The following is a 15,171-nucleotide window of genomic DNA, read 5'->3' as shown; positions in this document are numbered from 1 at the left end:
AGTTTCCTTATTTAGAATTAACTTGGTCTGAAAACGCCTGATAAACGTCATCAATATCTGAATTTTCTATAGCTCCGTTTTGACCTTCATCGACTGCAACTAGATTTTCCGCTTGTTCTGGTTCATCTACTGCAATCAGATTTTCCATTTTTGCAATCATGGCTAGAGGATCTGATTCATCGGCTGCAACTAGATTTTCCGCTTGTTCTGGTTCATCTACTGCAATCAGATTTTCCATTTCTGCAATCATGGCCAGAGGATCTGATTCATCTGCTGCAACCAGATTTTCCATTTCGTCATGACTAAATTCAGTGTCATCAACTGCAATAAGGTTTTCCGTTTGTTCTGGTTCATCTACTGCAACTAGGTTTTCTATTGGATTTTCAGCACTAGCTTCCACCTGGCTAAAGAAGTCATCGACAATATTTTGCGCTTCAGTATCTTCTTCCCATTCAACAGCCCCAAAGAATTGATCGACCACTTGTAGACATTCTTCAGGTTGTGGATTTTCAGGATCTTCAAAAACTGTTTTATCTAACTTAAATTCAGGGATAACTAAGCTAGAAATATCTATCTGTTCAGCCTGTTCTACTGTAGTAATTTCAGTTATACGTTTTTCAATTTTTGCCTTATGCAGCTTTACGTCTAAATCAGGAATAGGAATTGAAAGTTCCAGATCCTCAAAGGCAATTTTTTCTAATTGCTTGTGAGTTGGAAAACCTTTAATTGCTTTCATGCTAGGAGAAACGGACTTTAGGCGATCCACAAAAGCACTGTCATTAAAATACTTAGCCTTTTCACACATGATAGGTTTTGTATTTTCCATAAAGATAATTTCTTTATCTTGCGACAATTCTTTTAACTCTTGAGGGAGCATTAAAGCTCGTCTTTGATCTGATTCATTTTCTGAATTAGAGCCACCTTGCCCCCATGCCATAGAACGGCTTTGGCCTTTAGATTTTGCTTTAAAAGTGAAATAGCCAAGCATTTCACTATATTCATTAGCATCTCGTTGTTCTCTAGGCGGGTAAACGATCTGCAAAGCATGGTTAGTTACAAGCCCCCTAGTTTGAGTTTTATAAACGTCCTCTAACTGGCCAATAGACTGAATAATTGTTAATAAACGAATGTTATAACCCGCAATAAATGAGTTAGCGTCTGCAATTTTCGCTACTTTACCGACAGCCGTTGCTTCATCATTCACGACTAGGCACTGGTATTTCAAAGATGAATCTTGTTGTGGCAGTGTTTTTAGATTCACATCAATTAAGAGTGAATAAAACAGATTAATTAAGTTCTTAGCATCCCCTAAGCGGTTAGGTTGAACACCAAAATAAATAGACATTCTTTGTCTGCGTACATCTTCAAGTTTAAAGTCACTTGATGAAGTTGCAGCGTCCACAATCGGGTTCGCAAAAATCGTTAAAGGTGAGGTAAAAGTAGAAATGATGTTACCGAGCGTATTGTCTGGTGAACTTAAAAAACGGTTTAAAGCATCTAGGCAAGTATCACTAAGCGGTTTATCACTTTGCGCTCTTTCATCAATAATAGATCTAATATGATCCTGAATTGGCTTACCTTTACCTGAACTCTGTCTTAAAACCTCGCCCATAGTTACAAGCAGATCTTCAGTTTCAAATAGATATAGGGCTAGGCCAAGAAATAAGTTATTAGCATTGTCATTCCAGAAATCGGTTTTAGCATCACCAGTCACAGGGTAGAAACTTCGACCAATAGCAAGAATTTCACCTACTCTAAAATTTTCGTCATGACTAACGGTATCAAATGGATTCCATTTGTGAGATTTTAGATCTTCAGAAAATGGGCTGAATAGATAGACTTTCTGGCCATTCTTAGCACGAAATTTAGAAGTTAATAGGAAGTTTTCAAGCTTCAAATCTAGTACAACTACACTATCCGAATAGTTTAGAAGGTTAGGAATAACAATCGCTACACCTTTACCGCTTCGTGTCGGAGCAGCCAGAAGTACAAATTGCTGACCGCCAAGCATTAAATATTTATTATGATATTTCCCTACTAAAATTCCCTTATTTCCCATCAATCCAGATTTCTGAATTTCTTTTGTTGTGGCAAATCTGGCATCACCGTGTAACGACTGTTTTTTATTAAACAGACTAGCAATGACTAAAGCAGGGAGAACAAAAGTGATAAATAGTGAAGCGATCAAGGCACCTTGCAGCTTTTTCTTTTGTGCAGGTACATTGTGTGCATATAAATCCCAATAATATCCCCATGTTGTCAGATTCACTTCAGGAAATGGATTGGTCTTATTAGCTAAGTAATAAAGAACACCGGCCAGATATTTAGTAATAAAGAAACCAACGACCGCTAGAAAAATTGCAAGGAGTAGGATCAGGATTTTTTTATTCACGCCCTATCCCCTACAATAATTTCAGCATCACCAAATTGAGCCTTAACTTTAGAAACAGGATCAAATTTGATTTCAGAAATAAAGCGTTCTTTACCTATTAAATTACTTTCATCATCGTATTTTTTCTTCACTTCAACATGAACAATAATATCAATGGTTAAAGCAACTAATTCCTTTAGTGTAGTGGCATCGTAGATATTTGCTTGTTCATGTTCTTTGCACATAAAGACGTAGCGATCATAAGCCAGTGAACAGCTTTCAGCGTGATAACTTGTAATAGATCCACTGTGACCAGTTGTAAGCAGTTTCAGAAAGTCAAAAGCTTCTCCACCACGTAATTCAGCAAGTAATACACGGTCTGGCTTCATACGCATATTACTAGCGATCAGATCAGATGGAGTTACCTTAGCTTTACCCTGACCACCTTTAGAATAAAGTAGGTGAACCTTGTTTTCATGTGGAACAAAAAGTTCACGTACATCTTCAATAGTAACAAGACGTTCATCTTTAGGAATGTACTGACAAATTGCCTTCATGAAAGTAGTTTTACCCGAACCAGTATCACCAACAACTGCAATATTTTTCTTACATTGAACAGCGAATTTAAAAAATCCCTCAAGATCTTTGTTTTCTAAAAACTGGACTAGCTTAATATCTTCAGTACGTAATACAGGTTTAAACTGCTCAAACTCTTTAGATTTCCCATATCTGAAGTGGTCAAAAAAGCCTTGATCTTTATATTCCTGAAATGATCGGTTTGACTCGTCAGGAATACGGATTGTCATTGATACCGTTCCATTTTCAATGGCTGGCGGTAGAACAATCTGAATACGCTCTCCATCAGGCAATTGAGCAGATAATATAGGGTTTTCTTGGCCAATCCGTTGATTGGTATAGGTAGCAATAACATTAGCTAAAGCTGTTATTTGCGCAATTTCCAGATTTATAGAATGCTTTTCCCATCCTTTATTAGATTCCGTCCAAACTTCGTTAGGTGCGTTAATTGCAATTTCAGTCACCCCTTTAGTTTTTAAGAATTTTTCTAATGGAAGTAATAGCTGTCTAACCATTACATCCTTGCTTAAAACATTATTTTGCGCGGAGTTCATACACACCTCTGAAATCAATATCTTTGGCCACGTAAATTGAAGCTACATCACCCTGATTTTTATAAATTGTTGGCTTGATATTGATTGTTTCATTCAACACTGTTTCAGCCATTGATTTACCCATGTCTGAAGTGTTTTGAAGCATATAAGGAGTGCTATTGTTCCCGCCTGTTTCTTTAGAAATACCGTAAGCAATAGCGTCTTGAACTAAAGAAAGCATAAACGCTGCACCGATACGTGCGCCCCAACGGTTATCTACTCGACCACTTAAACCACCTGTTCCTAAATGGTCTGCTGCGGGAGAATCAATATCGACAATAACACCATGCGGAGTTTTTAAGCGTGACCAGATGATACCTAAACGTCTTTGACCTTGTGCTGCAATACTTTTGTATTCTCCAATGACTTCAGATCCCGCTTCAGCAAGGACTACACGACCATTATCAGAATAAACAGGTTGTGGAAGGACACATGAAGCCATACCGCCAATTTCTGAAACGACTTTAACTGACAGGTTGCAACGGATTACACGACCTTTAGCAATTAAGTAATTTCGATCCCCAATAAACCTAGCCTGGACTTTATTAGAGGAATGACTAGCCATGTTAGTTGTAGCTTGTTGTGGCTGATGCTGCTGCATAGGTTCATCATCATGCGCTAAAGACATCAAACCAGATCCAGAGAAATTACCAGAACGGCTATTACTATTCTGATCCTGTTCAAACTGTTTCATCATGCCTGTTACTTGGTTATAAGCTGCTTGATGATTCATGCTTGACGGCTGGCCAACCGCCCCGCCTTGTTGTGAAGGATTAACAAAGATCCCGCCACCGTAACGGCTTCCATTATTTAAAGGTACATATTGAGCTTGTTGTTGTGGCTGTGGCTGAATTACTACAGGTTGTTGATTTGCTGCTTGCTGTTCAACTACTGGCGCAGCTTCAGGCTGTCTTAAAATCTGCTGACCATTTTGGCATTGAAAAACCAACATGCCTTTATAAGTTAAAGCATTGCCGTTATTGTCTGTTAGCTGTCTAGGAATACTTTGATCCTGACAGGCATTTAGGCTTTGAAATTGAGCATTTTGACCCGCATCCATTGGCATAGGATCAGTATTAGTAAAATCCCTTCTTTTAGCTGAAGCATCTAGGCTTGGATCTATCTGATTTTCTTTTAATTGGGCTGCTTCTTCAGCATCACTACTATCTGAAAAGAAGTTATAGGCAAAGACCGCTATAACAGCAAAAAGTACCGCCATAACTGCAATAAACGCTATTTTTTTACCTTTTCCATCTTCCTGATCCCCACGTTCATTGACAGACACAATGCCATTTTCTGATTCGTTAAATTCTTCATCAGGAGCTTGTTGATCATCTAATGGTTTTTGATCATTAATATTCATTAGTTCATATCCCCAGTAATGACACGTTTAACACCCTCTACAGTAGTGCCATCTTGAGGAGCAACACCGACAGGATCATAAGATTCATTGAAAATGCTCACTACGCCTTTTCCTTGACGTAAAACAAATTTTTTAGCTAGAGCTTCAACAATTAAAAGTTTTGGATCTTCTTTACTGATATGGAAATTAACTTTTTCTTCCCCTTCCGTACCTTCAATAAATACGACTGGAATATCAGTATTTCCTTTAAATCGCATATAGGTAAAACGACCGTCATCAAATAGCATTTCAGGAACAAAATGCTTCCCTTTGCTGTTTGCAGCTTGACGATAATTCCAGTTTTTAGGGACAGGCGCAGCATTGGCTAAACGATGCTGTAAAACCAAAAATTCAGTAAGTTGGCTTTCTTCTTTTAATTGTGCTGCATAAGCGTTATAGCGTTGAGCTTCTTCCTGCTTCCGTTTTTCTTCTTCTTGTGGGTATTTAAAGACAACACGATACATCGGTTTTTCTTTGGCATTATTTAGAACTTGAAAATCAAAACTATAATCACGCTTATTAGTGCGTAACTCTAAGTTATTCCGAGTAGCCTTATCCTTTGGCTTCACCCATACTAAATTTGATCCAGTATCAGCAAAAATACACCAATTGGTGTCATCCTTTTCACAGTCTGAAGGGTATCCAGTAGCAGCACCACGCTCTAAAATTCTTTCACCTTCACCTAATACAATGCGGGTTACAGTGCCTTTTTTGACAGTAATTCGAAAAACATCATTAGGAACATAATTGATTGTTCTAATACGTGAATCGGTAGGCAAAGCTTTAGGCGTAATTGCTGCATAAGAGATCCCATGCACCGCCAAACCCAAAGCAAGAATTAATTTTTTCATGTAATGATCCTTTACATTCCTTGTTGAGCTTGTGGCTGAACAGCAGCCCCGCCTTGTTGAATCGGAACATAGACTTGATGACTAGGTTCAACAACCGCAGCTTGCGCTACAGGTCTGTTAGGAGATAGTTCAGGATCGACACGATAGCCCACGACCTTAAAGCCGAATGGGTTTTTAATTAGATCTTTTTCTACCAGTTTATTTAGATTGTTCGGAGCATATTCATATCGAATACTTGCAATATAATATTGTGGCTGTTCATCACGATTAGCTTCGACTGAATGCAAAGTCTTAGTGAAGCGGACACTAGCAGTAAAACCTGTTTCATCCTGATTAGTCTGGACAGAAATCACATCAACTTTTAATTCATATTTTTTACCGTATTTTTTATCTCTTGCACTATCACCTTCATAGAGTGAAGCAAAGTCATTACCGACCTGATTACTACTCATAGTCATGACTAAATCATAATCTGGCTGTAATAACGGATAGAAATAACTCTCACGGGCGGTTACATAACGAGTAATGTTATTTTTATCAATTAATTCTTGTTTGCCTTTTACTTGCTGATCATCAACAACGCCCACGTATTCAACATTTCCTTGAGCTTTATCTACTGTGAAAACAACAGGTACAGTCTGGCGCATTGGAGCTAATGTCACTAATCCAATGGCTTCTAAGACGGCCACGCCCACCGCGACTTTTGCAATAGTCCAAGCTTTACGTTCTGACTTAGCCCGCATCGCAATAAGATCTGCTTCCCAATCCATAGCTTTTTCATAGCTTTTAGCTTCTTCAGCAGCAGATACTTTTTTAAGTTTGTTCATGATAGACCCTATTAGAGTTATTTCTCTAAGTATGCCAAAAAATATAAAAATCGTAAACCAAAATAATATATTTTGGTTTTATAAGTTCAATGTTTTCTGAAAAATTGCAAAAAAAATACCCATTTCAAAAGAAATGGGCTTTTTTTTAAAAGTTTAGTTACCAGAGTAGCCGTCAAGAATGTTGCCTTTTTGGGCAGCACGTTTTAATCGGCCTTCAATTTCAAGCTGTTGTGCTGCATCTTTTTGAGCTTGCGCCTGCGCCTGCATCAAAGCAATTCGGTTTGCATCATTAGCAACTTGTGACTGTTCCGCTTGAATCCTAGCCTGTAACTCAGCGATAGCTTTAGCATCAGTAGTGTTATTGATCTGTTTACGCAGATTATCAATCTGTTCAGTACGCAGATCCGCAACGCCTAACGCTTGCTGATTTAAAGCCTGTGTTTGTGCATTGTTATTTAATGCAGCTTGACAGGCTTTATAGTTCTGGCCAGTTCTTGAAGCACAGTCATAAACCATTGTGGCATCACGAATGTTTCTAGCTGCTGAAGTCATACCATTGACACCGCCTTGTTGGATGCCTTTATAAATGTCAGCAACATCACTTGGAATCACGTCTTTAAGATATGGATTATTGACAGCATCACCGAAACCACGAATACCAGTAATGGAATCGTATTGCTGTTTTGCCTGTTGGATCTGGTTCACCATCTGATTGTATTGCTCACCCCAAGCCGCCATATTTTGAACAGCTTGAACAAGGTTAGCACCGTCAATGACAGGAATACCTGTAGCATTGGCTTGACCACTAATAAACAAAGATGAACCTAAACCCAAAGCTAACAATTTTTTTTTCATTAGAAAAATTCCTATTTGTTTCTTTTGAGGTTAGAGAGAGTGTGTCGTTGATATAACGGCTTAGATCCTCCTGCATTCGAGCTATTGGAATTATTAGAGCTGCTAGAATTCCCTTGAACACTTCCCCCAGTGGTAGGAGTAGCTGAAGCACTATCAGATTTTGAATTATTACCGCCACGACCTTTAGTAATTGCTTGAGCTACAGCACGACCGACACCTTGAACACCCGCCCCACCTGTTATAGCTGAAGCCATCGTTGGAATGTTCCACATGATCACTACAATAGTTCCCGCAACAATACAGAGGGAAACTACAGAAGTAAGAATGTCACCCGCATCAAAGTTATTAGCGATTTGCGTACACATGCCTGAAACGAAAGCAAAGAGCATACTGATAATTGCGGTGATAAAGCCTATGGTGAAAACATAGCTCAATGTTTGAGAAAGCCAACTTTCAAAATATTTTTGTGTAGCAGGAAACATTGCACACAGAATGAATATGGGACCAACGCCTAAACAAAGTTGCAGACTGATTTTTGCCAGTAAATATAGGCCAGTACCAATGAAGAACAATAGGAATTGAGCGACAGAAACAACAGCAGCAGATAAATACAAGCCAATATCAGGGAAAACGCCAGAAGCTGATTCAGCTTCCTCACCTAATTTTTGGATTAATTCACCCCACGGAACGCTCACTTGATCCAGTAAAGCTCCTAACGAAGTTTCACCACCTGGACTAACAATCTGAATTAAACCGATAGCCAATCCGTTAATAGCTTCAACAACAAAGGATTGATAGACTCCAGCACTTAAAGCAATTCCACCAACAAAAGCGATCTTAAAAAACTTCCATAAAGCGGTATAAATAGAATCTTCTTGTGCACCAGTCGCAATATTGTAGCCAATGATCAGGATATAAATTGTTGCAGCAGTCAAAGCTATAGGAACAATTGCAGAAGCGATATTACTACTAACACCTGTCACGTAACTTGCTAATAGAGAATCAATTTTTGTTTCTAATGTAGTAATAATTGCCATTGCAATCCCCTATAAATCCTTAATTATTTTGAATCTGGGTTATATCCATCAAGGATATTTCCAGATCCTTTTTTGGTTTCTGCTTTTACTGGTTTTTGAGGTGCAGAAGGATCATATTCATCAAGAATATTGCCCTTTTGGGATGCTCTAGCCTTGCGCTGCTTCAGTTCTTCTTGCTGTTCAGCAGTTAAGTCTTGAGGTTTTAATTGTTGTGCAGCCTTCACTTCTTCTTTTAACTGCTTAACCTGTTCCTTATCATCAGAACATGCAGTTGTTAAAGTAGAAATAACCAACAAACTTGATAGTGCTAAAAACTTAGTCATGACTAAGCAACTCCTTTTTCTGAAATTAATTTTTTACGTTCTGCGATCCGTTGTAATAAAAGTTCGCCCCAATCGTTAGGATCTTCACCAACTTCATTCATGAGATTTTCGAGAAGTTCTACATTGTCCTTAGAGCCTGAAATAATCTGTAAAACGTCACGCATTTCGCCTAGATCCATTTTGCAGAGTGCGGAACGACTACCCTGCTTAACTAAGAACATGCGTGAGTTTTCTTCTAGCTCTTTAATAATTTCAAATTCTTGCGGAGTGACCTTAAAGCCGTTTACATAGTCATCGTAATCAGCACGAGGATTAGGTAAAAAGATTTGAGTAACGCTTTGTTCAACCATTGTTTTACCAATGTCAGAATCTAAAACGTCACTTGGGGATTGCGTCATAAAGACACCTAGACCATTCAATTTACGAATAGTTTTCTGCTTATCTTTGGCAAAATCTTTGAAATATTCATCTGTTAATGGCTTCCAAAACTCATCCATCCAGTAAATAAACGGACTACCATCAATCAATGAATCTGTGATGTGTAATAGATAAGCCATGATTGGTGTACGGACTTCAGGATCATCTAAAAATTCCGTGTAGTCATAACCAAAGATTGGCATTTTGGCTTTAGAAAAGTCTTGAGTATCGTATGGATTATCAAAGACCCAAGATAAATTTCCGTCATGATCAGCAGTGTTACACCACTTCGCTAAACGATCCTGAAGCGAATCGCCCCCGCCATTTACTTTCAAATTCATATATAAAGCTGAAAGTCTGCGGAGTTCTAACGGCATATCATCACGCATAATGGTACGAACAGCCTGACTGATTTCCAGATCTTCGGCAGCATTACGAACGCCACCTACCAGAATTTTTACAAGCTTTTCTACAAACTGAATATTTGTTTCAGTCGGTGGTAGCTGCAACGGATTAAAGCCAGTTGGTACACCACGCTCTAAGGCATAGTATTGCCCCCCAATCCGTCTAATCCCAATTTCTGCGCCCCTATCTTTATCAAAGAAAACACCCTTCAGATTTTTATACTTACAAGCAAACATCATCATGGCCATGACTAGGGTTGTTTTCCCCACACCAGTTGTTCCAATGACACACGTATTACCTGGCATCTTGTCATCTGTAGAATCTTGCTTATCAGGGCTGACATGATGATTAAAGTAAAATGGTTGGCCACTTGGAGTTTTAAATAAAGCTAGTGCTTCACCCCAAGGATTGCCGTCACGCTTACCTCTTGCGAAGTTATGAAAAGGGCTTAAAGCAGAAAAATTTAGGCTTGTGAGATATGCTTCTCTTGGACGCATATTAAAGTTACCCGCTAATTGCGAGAACCATGCACATTCAGGAACAGTATCAATTACAGCCATTTTGAACCCTGCTTCATCTGATAAAGCAGTTCTGGCACTCGAAACATTTAGAGCAACTTGATTTGGTGAATCACCAAAAATCGCAAGCGTATAGTGATATTCGCCTAACTGGAAATTACCGCTATTAGCTTCACTCATAGCCAGATCAATATCACGAATCTCTTGATCTGAAACGTCCTCTACAGAATTTAGTTGGCCTTTAATTGTTTTCAATTTATCTACAGCATCACGCTTGCCATAAACCGTGAAACTTTGAGTTTCAATGTATTCATAGTTTCCATACAGGATGGAATTGCACATTCCTGATTCTGATAAACGTGGAAATTCTTGAATATCCAGAAAGCCTACATATTTTTGCGCTTCAGGATGTTTGATCTGTAAATAGCCGTTTTTGTCACCAAAGAACAAGCGACTACTTGGAATATATTGATCAAGATTAGCTTGTCTTAAAGGGATTTCTTCCCAAACTCCATTAGTTAAAAAACCAAGCAGATTACACATTTCGGAGTAGACAAAACCTTTCTTGGTATAGGTCGCCAGACGTTCTGGATTGTAGTGATATAGACTTGCTTCAACCTGTTTTGCTACATCATCCAAAATATCCAGATCCCGCTTAATCTGCTTTTTCAGGGCTACTGGATCACGACTAGCTTTACTCTTAAAAATCTTTGTTAATCTGGAAATTTCAGGACGATAAAGAATTGTTAAATACAATTCAGTAGCCATCTGTTTATTCTTTTCACCCTGAAACTGCTGATAATATCTTTCATTAAAATCAGCAATAAAATCATTTTCATAAACGCCATTTAGACGTTCATTAACTCCCCTACGAATCTTATGCGTCCAAACAGCAAAGTGACCGCCACCTAAAGCACGATAAAAATTATTTAATCCTTCTTTACGGATTCTAATAATATCGGCTTCAACTGTTTCAAACGAAATGCCTTCTAATTTCCATGTAGCAATGTATTCACCATTTTTAAGCTTAATAACATTGTTGGAAACATGATTACCAAACGGCAGATAGTCTGAAATTGGGACTTCAGCATTTGCGCTATCTTTAACTTGCTGTTTTGAACGCATGATATTGTTATTTCCTTTTCTTTAATTTAAGTGGCGAAAATGAGATTGCCCCCCATTTTTGATGGTTCTGGATCTGTTTCCCTCTTATGCGCCACCGCATCAATACTTGCTTTAATCGTTGGTCATCTACTTTTGTTATTGCCCGCATCCAGAAGTAAATAGGCACATAAATAGCTGCTATAAATAAAGTCACATAGGCACTAAGTAGATAAAAAGACCAACCCGCTAAAAGAATTGCTACCCCCGTCACCAACAAAAAAGGCAACATTGGAACGCCAAAAAGCATGGCAGGACGAGTGCAACCCCTGAAAATTGGATCAGAAAAATTCGACATTAGTTAATCAGCCAAGCAGCGATACCCGCAGCACCACCTACCAAAATGCCCCCGATAACGATGTTAGAAATGTCTGACCACTTTGCTTGTTGCCAAGCCAATTTAAAGCCAGCCCACATGATAGTGATGGTAAATATAGTTACAGCCACACCCGCTAAGACTGACTGAACATTTGACATAACCGTATTAACTTTTGAGATTTGAGCAAAAGCAGGGCTTGAGATTAACGTCATGAACAACATCAATACGCTTGCTTTGATACCAGTCGTTTTAGTCGTTGTTATTTGCGTTTGATTTGCTTTCATTATTTTCTCCAAGTGAAGCAATTAAGACCTAGCGCATTAAGTACCAAGAACAATATTTTTGGAAAATCAAATATTGTTTATTGGCACTGTATATTTAATATATTACACTAAGTTTTAAACTTTTTGAAAATATTTTAAAAGATCATAGAAGATTTTAAAATTTTTTCTTTTTCTTTAAAATATATGCCATTAGTTAAGAAAAATGAAGGCCGTTTCTCCACTACTGGAAGGCTTTGAAGTTCTGTATTTTCGGTATATCCACTGGAGTTAGGCATATCTGCATTAGTAGCAAAATATGCAAGCTGTTCCGAGCTATTCATAGGAGGTGAGGGAGGATTGAATTTTACAGGCATGGTATTGAGTGAACCATTAGCAAAATAATTCAAATTTCTTGATACTTTCGCTACATACCCATTTCTAAATCCTGATGAATGGTTGCCAGTGTTATAGCAAGACATAGCTTTATAAATATCTTTGCCTTTTGCCCTATTTCGGCAGTCATTAAAGATAAATTGCATTGCGCTTAGATTAGTGCAGGGATCAAAAACTTGCTCGACACTAAGATTTAGTCTTTTGAAATTAGCACTATTAATTTGAGCAAAACCAACATCAATATTTCGTCCCTGGCTAATTAATCTTTTGGCCACAGTTACAGCTTCTTCATAGCTAGTCGGCTGTTTTTTAAGACCTGCGGCACGATTAACCCCTATCGCAAAAGGATTAAATGAGGATTCAGATTTAACAATTGCAGACGCAATATTTACATCAACTTGTGGCGCACATTGTTGTGCCAAAACTACGAAATCAATCATTACTTTTTCACCTCAAATTTTGGCTTACCTTTTTGATCTGGATAAGTAGCGGAGCACCCATTTTTATAGTTGGTACACCCCCAAAAATAGCCATTTGCCCCCTTGATCCGTCTTAAATCACTGGCACATTGAGGACATGAATAGACTTCAAGAAGTGGCTTTTTATTAACTTCAGGCAAAAAGACTTTGCAATCTGTTTCTCGATTAGGACAGAACCAGATCGGATCTTTACCTTCTTTTTTGGATCTGAATAATGGCGTTGAGCATTTAGGGCAAGGATATTTGATTTTCTCTACTGGCTGACCTTTCTTGTCATCCATCGAGTGCTTACATTCCTGATCATTACAGATCCAAAAAAATTCTTTAGTTTGCGAATTTTGGAATTTATTTAAGCGACCTATTTTACATTTAGGGCATGAATGAATAACTTTTTCGACTGGTTTACCCTTGTCGTCATTCATCGAGTGCTTACAGTCCTCATTGCTACAAATCCAAAAAAATTGATTGGTTTTAGTATTCTTAAATTTTTTCAACTGGCTTTTACACTTTGGACAAGGTATTGCGTTTATAGCTGTCAGTTTTGAAGCTGTACTTAGCTCTTGAGCAAGTTGAGTGTATAAGGCAGAAACAACCGAATTATATGAAGTTTCACCAGATGCAATTTTATCTAGCTGCAACTCCATCTCTTTTGAATAGTGCAGATCCAGAAAGCTAAACTTAGCTTTTAACAGACTACCAATTAGATCATTCCCTAATTTAGTTGGTTTTAAGACTTTCTTTTCTACCTCCAGAAAGCCCTTATTCAGAATATTGGCCATGATTGATGAATAAGTAGAAGGGCGACCAATCCCGCAGCTTTCCAATTTTTTAATTAGTGAAGCTTCTGTATAGCGTTTTGGTGGCTTAGTTTGTTTTGCAATAACTTCACCGCTTTCAACATCAACTACAGAACCAACTTCTAAGACCGGCACCACGCCTGAAGGCTCGTTTTCATCTTCATTCAGGCAGTCTTTACCAAAAACCCTCCACCCTTTTTTTATTAGCTCACGGCTTTTAGCATGGAACTTATATTTTCCATCTTCAGACAGTAATTCCAAAGTAACGGCTTTATATTCAGCTTTGGCCAATTGACTTGAAATAGTACGTTCCCAAATCAATTGATATAAAGCTTTTTGTTCTGGTGACTTTCCTAGATCGTTATCAGTTATGTGAACAGGTCGGATTGCTTCATGGGCGTTTTGCGCCCCATCTTTTTCCTTAAACTTATTAGGCTTTTCAGGTAAAGAAAATTGATGTTCATTAGCATAAGCAAAGATTTCTTCTATACTTTCATCAGCTATGTTTAGGCCGTCAGTCCGAATGTAAGTAATTGCCCCTTGTTCAAATAATGCCTGTGCTGCTTTGGTTGTTTGTTGAGGGCTAAAGCCTAACGCTACACTAGCAGCTTGTAAAAGTAGGGCTGTAGAGAAAGGAGAAGGAGCATTTGAATACTCTGTTTTTTCAGTGCAGTTTAAAACTTTAACTTTCTTAGTTTTTGCAACTTCTTCAGCTAAGGAACGATCTAAAACATAAGGCTGATCCTCAGTTACAAATTCCGTTGTAACCCATTGCGAGATCCATTTTTTAGGCTCTTTATCAAAACTCAAATTAACGCCAAAGTGGTTAGTAACTTTGAATTTCTGGATTTCGATTTCTCTAAGGACAACGATTAAAACAGCAGGAGATTGTACCCGCCCCGCAGATGAAGGCTGCCCCATAAGATTAGATGCAATAGGGGAAACTAGATAGCCCACCAGACGATCTAAAGCCCTACGTGCTTCTTGAGCATATACAAGCTGATAATCTAAACCACGCCCATTATTAATGGCTTCTTTAATAGCTTTTTCTGAAATTTCATTAAATTCTATTCGTTCAAATTGACCATCTTCCAGACCTAAACATTCTTTTAAATGCCATGAAATAGCTTCACCTTCCCTGTCTGGATCGGTAGCTAAATAAATCTTGTCTGCTTTATTCAAAAAGGCTTTTATTTTTTCAATACGTTTTTCGCCACCGTCAAAAGTTCTGTCATTAACTTTGGCATCAGGAAGAAATGAATATTCCATTGCAAAATCATTGGCTATATCAATACCTAAGCCTTTTCTTGGTAGATCCCGAACATGGCCAACACTGGCCACAACTTTAAAATCAGATCCTAAATAACTTCCAATTTTTGAACATTTGTTAGGAGATTCAACGATTACAAGATTCATGGGTTATTTCCAAATTGTGAAATTTAGGAAACTCGAAAGCCCACAAAGAAAAGATGAATATAAGAAAGCAACTACCTGAAATTTAGTGAAATCTACAAGGATTTCTAAAAGTAGTGCATCTTGTGGCATGAAGCACACAAGATAAACACATGAAATAACTAGAAAAAA

13 protein-coding genes are annotated in these 15,171 nt (G+C 38.1%); all 13 read right to left on the bottom strand.

All coding sequences use genetic code 11. The features are described 5' to 3' along the window. Positions 1 to 7 precede the first annotated feature (7 nt). The gene (locus PV763_RS09365; protein ID WP_420937740.1) at positions 8 to 2,392 is read right to left on the bottom strand and encodes a type IV secretory system conjugative DNA transfer family protein; all 2,385 of its coding nucleotides are present in this window, start codon (positions 2,390 to 2,392) and stop codon (positions 8 to 10) included. After that, positions 2,389 to 3,501, bottom strand: a complete 1,113-nt coding sequence (gene virB11 / locus PV763_RS09360; RefSeq protein ID WP_420199465.1) for a P-type DNA transfer ATPase VirB11 — start codon at positions 3,499 to 3,501, stop codon at positions 2,389 to 2,391. Before virB11 ends, PV763_RS09365 begins: the two co-directional genes overlap by 4 nt. Further along, on the bottom strand, positions 3,482 to 4,903 hold the full coding sequence (gene virB10, locus PV763_RS09355; protein ID WP_420937739.1) for a type IV secretion system protein VirB10: 1,422 nt from the start codon (positions 4,901 to 4,903) through the stop codon (positions 3,482 to 3,484). The genes virB11 and virB10 overlap by 20 nt, the downstream gene beginning before the upstream one ends. Further along, positions 4,903 to 5,793: a TrbG/VirB9 family P-type conjugative transfer protein gene (locus tag PV763_RS09350; protein WP_050049542.1), complete on the bottom strand. Its 891-nt coding sequence runs from the start codon at positions 5,791 to 5,793 to the stop codon at positions 4,903 to 4,905. The genes virB10 and PV763_RS09350 overlap by 1 nt, the downstream gene beginning before the upstream one ends. An 11-nt stretch (positions 5,794 to 5,804) precedes the next feature. Then, on the bottom strand, positions 5,805 to 6,620 hold the full coding sequence (locus PV763_RS09345; RefSeq protein WP_420937738.1) for a virB8 family protein: 816 nt from the start codon (positions 6,618 to 6,620) through the stop codon (positions 5,805 to 5,807). A gap of 153 nt (positions 6,621 to 6,773) precedes the next feature. After that, complete coding sequence (virB5, locus tag PV763_RS09340; RefSeq protein WP_420937737.1) at positions 6,774 to 7,475, bottom strand: P-type DNA transfer protein VirB5; 702 nt, start codon at positions 7,473 to 7,475, stop codon at positions 6,774 to 6,776. An 11-nt stretch (positions 7,476 to 7,486) separates the two neighbouring features. Further along, on the bottom strand, positions 7,487 to 8,512 hold the full coding sequence (locus PV763_RS09335; RefSeq protein ID WP_050049545.1) for a type IV secretion system protein: 1,026 nt from the start codon (positions 8,510 to 8,512) through the stop codon (positions 7,487 to 7,489). A gap of 23 nt (positions 8,513 to 8,535) precedes the next feature. Further along, a complete protein-coding gene (locus PV763_RS09330; RefSeq protein WP_015060281.1) occupies positions 8,536 to 8,835 on the bottom strand; it encodes a hypothetical protein in 300 nt (99 codons plus the stop codon). A 2-nt stretch (positions 8,836 to 8,837) separates the two neighbouring features. After that, on the bottom strand, positions 8,838 to 11,300 hold the full coding sequence (locus PV763_RS09325) for a VirB4 family type IV secretion/conjugal transfer ATPase (protein WP_420937736.1): 2,463 nt from the start codon (positions 11,298 to 11,300) through the stop codon (positions 8,838 to 8,840). A gap of 7 nt (positions 11,301 to 11,307) precedes the next feature. After that, positions 11,308 to 11,634: a type IV secretion system protein VirB3 gene (locus tag PV763_RS09320; RefSeq protein ID WP_005407440.1), complete on the bottom strand. Its 327-nt coding sequence runs from the start codon at positions 11,632 to 11,634 to the stop codon at positions 11,308 to 11,310. Next, a complete protein-coding gene (locus PV763_RS09315; protein ID WP_420937735.1) occupies positions 11,634 to 11,939 on the bottom strand; it encodes a TrbC/VirB2 family protein in 306 nt (101 codons plus the stop codon). Before PV763_RS09315 ends, PV763_RS09320 begins: the two co-directional genes overlap by 1 nt. A 134-nt stretch (positions 11,940 to 12,073) precedes the next feature. After that, entirely contained in the window at positions 12,074 to 12,751 is a 678-nt protein-coding gene (locus PV763_RS09310) for a lytic transglycosylase domain-containing protein (RefSeq protein ID WP_420937734.1), read from the bottom strand. Then, entirely contained in the window at positions 12,751 to 15,003 is a 2,253-nt protein-coding gene (gene topA / locus PV763_RS09305) for a type I DNA topoisomerase (protein ID WP_420937733.1), read from the bottom strand. Before topA ends, PV763_RS09310 begins: the two co-directional genes overlap by 1 nt. Positions 15,004 to 15,171 lie beyond the last annotated feature (168 nt).

The sequence above is a fragment of the Acinetobacter sp. AS5 genome, from assembly GCF_048957595.1.
Classification (GTDB): Bacteria; Pseudomonadota; Gammaproteobacteria; order Pseudomonadales; family Moraxellaceae; genus Acinetobacter.
The sequence above is the reverse complement of the archived record's forward strand: the minus strand, read 5'-3'. Positions and strand labels throughout refer to the sequence as shown.

Excerpts from the sequence above, each read along its gene's own strand:
- PV763_RS09315 (WP_420937735.1), bottom strand. The coding sequence starts at position 11,939 with ATGAAAGCAAATCAAACGCAAATAACAACGACTAAAACGACTGGTATC.
- virB11 (WP_420199465.1), bottom strand. The coding sequence starts at position 3,501 with ATGAACTCCGCGCAAAATAATGTTTTAAGCAAGGATGTAATGGTTAGA.
- PV763_RS09325 (WP_420937736.1), bottom strand. The coding sequence starts at position 11,300 with ATGCGTTCAAAACAGCAAGTTAAAGATAGCGCAAATGCTGAAGTCCCA.
- PV763_RS09335 (WP_050049545.1), bottom strand. The coding sequence starts at position 8,512 with ATGGCAATTATTACTACATTAGAAACAAAAATTGATTCTCTATTAGCA.
- PV763_RS09310 (WP_420937734.1), bottom strand. The coding sequence starts at position 12,751 with ATGATTGATTTCGTAGTTTTGGCACAACAATGTGCGCCACAAGTTGAT.
- PV763_RS09350 (WP_050049542.1), bottom strand. The coding sequence starts at position 5,793 with ATGAAAAAATTAATTCTTGCTTTGGGTTTGGCGGTGCATGGGATCTCT.
- virB5 (WP_420937737.1), bottom strand. The coding sequence starts at position 7,475 with ATGAAAAAAAAATTGTTAGCTTTGGGTTTAGGTTCATCTTTGTTTATT.
- virB10 (WP_420937739.1), bottom strand. The coding sequence starts at position 4,903 with ATGAATATTAATGATCAAAAACCATTAGATGATCAACAAGCTCCTGAT.
- PV763_RS09345 (WP_420937738.1), bottom strand. The coding sequence starts at position 6,620 with ATGAACAAACTTAAAAAAGTATCTGCTGCTGAAGAAGCTAAAAGCTAT.
- topA (WP_420937733.1), bottom strand. The coding sequence starts at position 15,003 with ATGAATCTTGTAATCGTTGAATCTCCTAACAAATGTTCAAAAATTGGA.
- PV763_RS09330 (WP_015060281.1), bottom strand. The coding sequence starts at position 8,835 with ATGACTAAGTTTTTAGCACTATCAAGTTTGTTGGTTATTTCTACTTTA.
- PV763_RS09320 (WP_005407440.1), bottom strand. The coding sequence starts at position 11,634 with ATGTCGAATTTTTCTGATCCAATTTTCAGGGGTTGCACTCGTCCTGCC.